This is a genomic window from Novosphingobium sp., assembly GCF_041915465.1.
In the GTDB taxonomy this organism is placed as follows: Bacteria; Pseudomonadota; Alphaproteobacteria; order Sphingomonadales; family Sphingomonadaceae; genus Novosphingobium.
Genome location: NZ_JAYSBK010000136.1, coordinates 1 through 6,567, shown reverse-complemented (window position 1 = coordinate 6,567; position 6,567 = coordinate 1). Strand labels below are relative to the sequence as shown.

8 protein-coding genes are annotated in these 6,567 nt (G+C 63.9%); 2 read left to right on the top strand and 6 right to left on the bottom strand.

Annotated features, from left to right (window positions below):
• Positions 1-82: 82 nt before the first annotated feature.
• Entirely contained in the window at positions 83-379 is a 297-nt protein-coding gene (locus ACE3SN_RS15665; protein WP_374531583.1) for a molecular chaperone DnaJ, read from the bottom strand.
• A gap of 15 nt (positions 380-394) precedes the next feature.
• A complete protein-coding gene (locus ACE3SN_RS15660; RefSeq protein WP_374531581.1) occupies positions 395-1,219 on the bottom strand; it encodes a division plane positioning ATPase MipZ in 825 nt (274 codons plus the stop codon).
• Positions 1,220-1,322: 103 nt separating this feature from the next.
• On the opposite strand from ACE3SN_RS15660, the gene panC reads away from it, so the two are divergent.
• Positions 1,323-2,171, top strand: coding sequence for a pantoate--beta-alanine ligase (gene panC, locus ACE3SN_RS15655; protein ID WP_374531579.1), 849 nt, complete (start codon positions 1,323-1,325; stop codon positions 2,169-2,171).
• A 122-nt stretch (positions 2,172-2,293) separates the two neighbouring features.
• Positions 2,294-3,073, top strand: coding sequence for a CsgG/HfaB family protein (locus tag ACE3SN_RS15650; protein ID WP_374531577.1), 780 nt, complete (start codon positions 2,294-2,296; stop codon positions 3,071-3,073).
• A gap of 40 nt (positions 3,074-3,113) precedes the next feature.
• On the opposite strand, the gene ACE3SN_RS15645 is transcribed toward ACE3SN_RS15650, so the two are convergent.
• The 4 genes from ACE3SN_RS15645 to petA all read right to left on the bottom strand — a co-directional run bounded on the left by ACE3SN_RS15645 (position 3,114) and on the right by petA (position 6,481).
• Complete coding sequence (locus ACE3SN_RS15645) at positions 3,114-3,662, bottom strand: adenine phosphoribosyltransferase (RefSeq protein WP_374531585.1); 549 nt, start codon at positions 3,660-3,662, stop codon at positions 3,114-3,116.
• Positions 3,663-3,777: 115 nt separating this feature from the next.
• Positions 3,778-4,593, bottom strand: coding sequence for a cytochrome c1 (locus ACE3SN_RS15640; RefSeq protein WP_374531575.1), 816 nt, complete (start codon positions 4,591-4,593; stop codon positions 3,778-3,780).
• A 26-nt stretch (positions 4,594-4,619) separates the two neighbouring features.
• Positions 4,620-5,903 carry a cytochrome bc complex cytochrome b subunit gene (locus tag ACE3SN_RS15635; protein ID WP_374531573.1) on the bottom strand — a complete coding sequence of 428 codons (1,284 nt, stop codon included), beginning with the start codon at positions 5,901-5,903 and terminating at the stop codon, positions 4,620-4,622.
• Between the two features lie 11 nt (positions 5,904-5,914).
• A complete protein-coding gene (petA, locus tag ACE3SN_RS15630; protein WP_374531571.1) occupies positions 5,915-6,481 on the bottom strand; it encodes a ubiquinol-cytochrome c reductase iron-sulfur subunit in 567 nt (188 codons plus the stop codon).
• Positions 6,482-6,567: the final 86 nt, after the last annotated feature.

Genomic DNA, 6,567 nt, shown 5'->3' with positions numbered 1-6,567 from the left:
CGCGCGTCCTCTGCCCCCAGCGTTTCGCCGATGATGCCGCGAATGTCGTATTCGCGCAGGACAGTGGAGTGGAATTGATGGGTCATTTTCGCTCCAATTCTTGCCGCTCGATCCGCGCGATCAGGAGATCGCGGGCCGCATTGGCGGCATGGACAGCTTCGTTCGATCCGCCCCGGTCCGGGTGAACCCTGGCTATCTGGCGGCGATGCGCCTCGATAATCTCTTCGCGCCTAGCCTCTCGCCCGATTCCCAGCAAGGCGCGAGCTTGCGCCTCGGCCTGCGATCGTTCCGAATTGGCCCACAATTGCCATGGCCACTGACCAGTCAGCTGGCGCAGCACGAAGGCCGCGATCGCAAGATAGATGAACCAGCGGACCATTCGGCAATCTGGCGCTTAGGCCGTAGCGGCCAGACCGAGCTCGCTCTGCCGCGCCGTTGGCATGGGCAGATTGAGCTGGCTGAGCAGCGCGCGCAGCTCCTGACGGGCAACGAGGTGGCTGGTACCGAGTTCGCCCAAGTGCCCCTTGTCGAGCAGGGTCAGGCCAGAGGGGAACAGTTCACGGTAGATCACGCGTTCGGACAGTCCGCTGGCGATTCGGAAGCCAACACGCTTCGACAGTTCGGTCAGCGCCTGATCAAGGCGGCGCATGTTGCGTGCCTCGACGTGCTGGGTGCGGTTGCGCACCACGACCCAGTCCATCTCGCGCTTATTGTCCTTGATCGTCGCCATGGCGCGCTTCTTGCGCGCCTCCCAGATCAGTTCGGCGTAGAACGACAGGCGGCGGACCTTGAACGTTTCGGCATCGACCTGGCCGATCAGGTCGAAGTCGACGAAGCTGTCGTTGAGCGGAGTGACGAGGGTATCCGCCCGCGTTGCGACATGGCGGGCGAATTCGTCGTCCCGCCCGGGCGTATCAAACAGCAGAAAATCGACACCTTCCGACATTTCCGCGGTGAGCGCGTCGAGCTCCTCAACCGTCGAACCCTTGAACACGGCGAAGCGTGCGCCGGGCAGTGCAATTTCACGGCGGCGCTCGGTCTCGGTGCGGTTCTCAAGATAACGGTGCAGCGTGCGCTGACGCGGGTCGAGGTCGATCGCCGCCACGCGTGCGCCCTGATAGGCCAGCGCGATCGCGACGTGGACCGCCGTGGTCGACTTGCCGGTCCCCCCTTTTTCATTGGCGAAGACAATGCGGTGCGGGGCAGGGAATACTGACACGGTAAATCGGGCTCGCTTGTATCCGGTGTTGATGTTTGCTGCGTTGCAGCGCAAGGGACGGCGCAGGCGCCGACGAGCGTGTTCTATCCGAGGGGATTCGACCGTGCAAACAGTCACGCAGCTTGATCCACTACGCGGTGCTGTCGAAGCCTTGCGCGCCGATGGCCCGATTGCGCTGGTGCCGACCATGGGCGCTCTGCACGAAGGGCATCTCGCCCTGGTGCGAGAGGCGCGCCGCCATGCTGCGCATGTGGCCGTTTCGATCTTCGTCAATCCCCGCCAGTTCGGGCCCAAGGAAGACCTCGCGAGCTATCCCCGCCAGGCCGAGCGCGATTCGCAGCTGCTCGAAGCCGAGGGGGCCAGCCTGCTGTGGCTGCCCGACGTCGCGGCGATGTATCCGCAAGGTTATGCCACCTCGGTTTCGGTCGATGGCGTTTCTGCCCCGCTCTGCGGCGCGGCGCGGCCCGGACACTTCGACGGTGTCGCGACCGTGGTCTGCAAGCTCTTCAACCAGGTTCAGCCCGACCTCGCCTTCTTCGGCGAAAAGGACTGGCAACAACTGGCCGTGATTCGCCGCATGGCGCGGGATCTGGATCTGCTGTTCCCCAGCGCCGAGGCTATCCGCGGCGTCCCGACCGTACGCGAGGGTGATGGCCTCGCCATGTCGTCGCGCAACGCCTATCTGTCGGTCGAGCAGCGCAAGGATGCCGCCACGCTACCGCGCGCAATGCGCCAGGCAATCGCCGCAATTCGCGGCGGTGCCGGTTATGACGCGGCACTGCAGGCGCTCACGTCCACTCTGCTTTCGGGCGGCTTCTCGTCGGTCGACTATGCCGAGATCAGAGACGCAGCCTCGCTCGAACTCCGCGAAGGACCGCACAGCGATCCGGCGCGGCTTTTCGTGGCCGCGCGGATCGGCACGACGCGTCTGATCGACAATATGCCGCTTTGAAAATCTGCGGCGTGGCGCGAATTTGCAATGTCCTGCGCGCAAGCTGGGCCATGATCCCGCGGTTGGGACATGGTGCCCTTAGGGTTTAGGCGGGCCAGTCCCTCAACAGAGGAGCTGTGTTCATGCGCAAGACTATCGCCGCCGCCGTTTGTCTTTCCCTGATCGCCGCGATGCCGGGCGCCGCTGCCGCGAAGGAAAAAGGCTCTTCCGGTCATCAGGCGCAAGCGAAGGGCACGCGCGAGATTCCGCACTGCACCCGCAATCTCGGCACGATCGCGATCGTCGAGCCAGACGAGCAATGGTGGCGCGAGTACAACCTCGGCAGTCCCGAAGCGATCCTCAAGGTATTCATTCGCGAATCGGGCTGTTTCACCTTGGTCAACCGGGGCCGCGCCATGCAGAGCCGCTCGATGGAGCGGGCGCTGGCCGATCAGGGCGAGCTGCAGGAAGGCTCGAATCTTGGCAAGGGGCAGGTCAAGGCGGCCGACTATTTCATCCAGCCCGATATCGTCAGCGCCAATCGCAATTCCGGCGGCAATGCGGTGGGCGGGATCCTTGGCGGAGTCGGCGGCGGGTTGTTCGGTGGCACTGCCGGAGCCGTGCTTGGCGGGATCAATGTCAAGAAGGGCGAGGCCAACGTTACGCTGACCGTGGTTGATGCCCGCACGACCGAGGAAGTCGCCCTGGCCGAGGGCTACTACCGCAAGTCGGACCTCAGTTGGGGCGCGGGCGGCGGGCTGTTCAGCGGCGGTACCTTTGCCGCGGCGGGCGGTGGCGGCTATCAGGACACCGCGATTGGTCAGATCATCGTGCTGGCTTACCTCGACGCCTATACCAAGCTGGTCACCGATCTGGGCGGCCTGCCCGACAATGCAGCCGAGGCTGCACCCGAAGCGCACTAAGGCGGGCCACGGTGCTGACGGGAGGCCTCGTCCGTGAGGATCAGTGGCCGGGAAAATCCATCAGCGCCGTGACCGCCAGTCCGGCTGCGCGCAGACGATCCGCCCCGCCGAGATCCGGCAGATCAATCACGAACAGCGCATCCGTCACTTCGGCTTCGGTCCGGCGCAGCAGCTGGGCGGCGGCAAGTGCGGTTCCTCCGGTCGCGATCAGGTCGTCGATGATCACGACCTTCTGCCCTGGCGTGATCGCTCCGGGATCAATTTCGAGCGTATCGGTGCCGTATTCCAGCGCATAGTCGATCGCCAGCACCGGGACCGGGAGCTTGCCGGGCTTGCGAACCGGGACGAAGCCCAGGCCCAGATGGGCGGCAACCGCCGCACCGAAAATGAAGCCGCGCGCCTCCATCCCCGCAATCGCCTCTGCCCCGGCAGCTTCGGCCGCCCGAGCGAGCAATGCGACGGCGCTGGCAAATCCCTGCCCGTGCCCGATCAGGGTGGTGATGTCGCGGAACAGGATTCCGTGCTTGGGAAAATCCGGCACCGTGCGCACCAGTGCCTTGAGTTCTTCCGCCGTGAGGCTTGGTCGCATGGCCATCGTTCAAACCCTCGTTCTGCAGGTCCGGCATCCCCAATGGCAGACGCCCCTCACACCGGGGGTGCAAGGGGCGCCTGTTGAACCGTTTCCCACCGGGGGGAGGAAGGGCTTAGTGGCCCTTCTTTTCCGCCCAGATGTTGCGGTAGGACATATAGGCCAGGATCGTGGCGAACAGCAGGAAGCCAATCCACCACAGGCCGGTCTGGTGACGCTTTTCGAGCTTGGGCTCGGCGGTCCACACTAGGAACGCGGCAACGTCCTGCGCCATCTGGTCGACAGTCGCCTTGGTCCCGTCCGAATAGGTCACCTGGCCTTCGCTGGTAAGCGGAGCCGGCATCGCGATATTGAGGTTCGCGAAGTACGGGTTGTAGTAGAGGCCGTCCGGGGTCTTGGCTTCGGGGAACTTCTTGAGAAGTTCGGCCGGCTGGTTCTGGTAACCCGTCAGCAGCGAGTAGACATAGGCCCCGCCGCCGTGACGCGCCTTGGCGATCAGCGACAGATCGGGCGGATTGCCCGTGCCGGCATAGACCACCGGCGGGAAGTGATCGCTCGGCATGCCCGGGCGGTCCTTAATCGCGCCGGTCAGCGGATCCTTGCCAGCCACGGTCTGCGCAGCGGCGATCGCCTTCACTTCGGCTTCGTTGTAGCCCAGCGCGGCGAGGTCGCGGAACGCCACCAGCTTGAGCGCGTGGCAGCTCGAGCAGACCTTCGAATAGACTTCGAAGCCGCGCTGAAGCTGCTGCTTGTCGAACTTGCCGAAGATGCCGTCGCTCGAAAGCTTCAGTTCTTTGGGGTGTTCGTGGAAGGCGGCTTCAACGGTCTGCGCCGGCGGTTCGGTGACGAAGTTGTAGGCCCCGGTTCCGAAGGCGAGGAGCAGCGCGAGCGTGAAGAACGCGCCGACGAGGATGGAGATGATGCGGATCATGATTCTCTCTGGTCCCTCGCTGGAGTTCAGGCCTGGCCGCCGAGAGCGGCGCTCTCGTCCGAGCCGAGGACAGCCTCGGTGATCGAGAAGGGCAGCGGATCGGGGCGTTCGATCGACGAAACGATCGGGACGATGATCAGGAAGTGGGCGAAGTAGTACAGCGCCGCGAGCTGGCTGATCATCACGTAGGGTTCAGCTGCCGGAGCGCCGCCGCAATAGAACAGCACCAGCATGGCCGGGATCAGGCCAAACCAGAAGAACTTGCGGTAGAGCGGACGGTAGCGGGCCGAACGGACCGGCGAACGGTCGAGCCAGGGCAGGAAGAACCACACCAGGATCGCCGAGAACATCGCCAGCACACCCATCAGCTTCGCGGGCACGATGATGAAGTCGACCGTGAAGGCGCGCAGGATCGCGTAGAACGGCCAGAAGTACCATTCGGGAACGATGTGCGCCGGGGTCTGCATCGGGTTGGCCGGGATGTAGTTGTCCGGGTGGCCCAGCGCGTTCGGCATGAAGAACACGAAAGCGCTGTAGATGATCATGAACAGGCCGATCGTCCAGCCATCCTTCGCCACGAAGTAGGGGAAGAACGGCACGGTATCGCTTTCGCTCTTCACTTCGACGCCGGTCGGGTTCGACGAGCCGGGGATGTGCAGCGCCCAGACGTGCAGGATGACAACACCCAGGATCACGAAGGGCAGCAGGAAGTGCAGCGAGAAGAACCGGTTGAGCGCGGCGTTATCCGGGGCGAAGCCGCCCAGCAGCCATTCGCGGATCGGTTCACCGATCAGCGGAATTGCGCCGAACAGGCCGGTGATCACCTGCGCGCCCCAGTAGGACATCTGGCCCCACGGCAGCACATAACCCATGAAGCCTGTGGCCATCATGAGCAGGAAGATCACGACGCCCAGCAGCCAGATCATTTCGCGCGGCGCCTTGTACGAGCCGTAGTAGAAGCCGCGGAAGATGTGGGCATAGACGACCACGAAGAAGGCCGAGGCGCCGTTGGCGTGGCCATAGCGCAGCATCCAGCCCCAGTTGACGTCGCGCATGATGTGCTCGGTCGAATCGAAGGCCACCAGCGTGTTCGGCGAATAGTGCATCGCCAGGACCACACCGGTCACGATCTGGATCACCAGGCACAGCCCGGCGAGGAAGCCGAAGTTCCACATGTAGTTGAGGTTGCGCGGAACCTCGTAACCACCGCCAACGGCACCATAGACCAGACGGGGAAGCGGCAGCTTCTCGTCCATCCAGACCATGAAGGGGTGGCTCGGCTTGTATTCTTTTGCCCAGGGAAAGCTCATGGTCTCTAACCTCAGCCGATCTTGACGACAGTGTCGGACGTGAATGCGTAGTCCGGCACCTGCAGGTTCTTGGGAGCCGGGCCCTTGCGGATGCGCGCGGCGGTATCATAGGCCGAACCGTGGCACGGGCAGAAATACCCGCCAAACTCACCGCGGACTTCGCCTTCGCCAGCGCCCAGCGGCACGCAGCCGAGGTGGGTGCAGACGCCCATCGTGATCAGCCAGTTTTCGTGACCTTCCTTGGTCCGCTCCTTGAGCGTCTGGGGATCGCGCAGCGTCGAAATGTCGACCTTGTTGGCTTCTTCAATCTCTTCAGGCTTGAGATTGCGGATGAACACCGGCTGCTTGCGGAACACGGCCTTGATCGCCTGACCCGGCTGGATCGCCGAGATGTCGACCTCGGTCGAGCTTTCCGCCAGTACGTCGGCCGAAGCCGACATCTGGCTGATCAGCGGGTACAGCGTGGCAAGGCCGCCAACGCCCGCCGCGCTTACCGCAGCGATATTGATGAAATCGCGCCGCCGCACACCTTCGCCGCCGTCGGCGGCAAGAGTGTCGGTGCCAGCATCATGTGCCATGGTCGAACGTATCCTGTTCCATCTGGCTTTCCCGGCGCATCGCCCGATTGGACCGACAAACCGGGGAAACCGTCCCAAATCCTGCG

Bases quoted from the DNA above. Each gene is read 5' to 3' on its own strand.
- ACE3SN_RS15665 (WP_374531583.1), bottom strand. From the start codon at position 379: ATGGTCCGCTGGTTCATCTATCTTGCGATCGCGGCCTTCGTGCTGCGC.
- ACE3SN_RS15650 (WP_374531577.1), top strand. From the start codon at position 2,294: ATGCGCAAGACTATCGCCGCCGCCGTTTGTCTTTCCCTGATCGCCGCG.
- ACE3SN_RS15645 (WP_374531585.1), bottom strand. From the start codon at position 3,662: ATGCGACCAAGCCTCACGGCGGAAGAACTCAAGGCACTGGTGCGCACG.
- ACE3SN_RS15640 (WP_374531575.1), bottom strand. From the start codon at position 4,593: ATGATCCGCATCATCTCCATCCTCGTCGGCGCGTTCTTCACGCTCGCG.
- ACE3SN_RS15635 (WP_374531573.1), bottom strand. From the start codon at position 5,903: ATGAGCTTTCCCTGGGCAAAAGAATACAAGCCGAGCCACCCCTTCATG.
- petA (WP_374531571.1), bottom strand. From the start codon at position 6,481: ATGGCACATGATGCTGGCACCGACACTCTTGCCGCCGACGGCGGCGAA.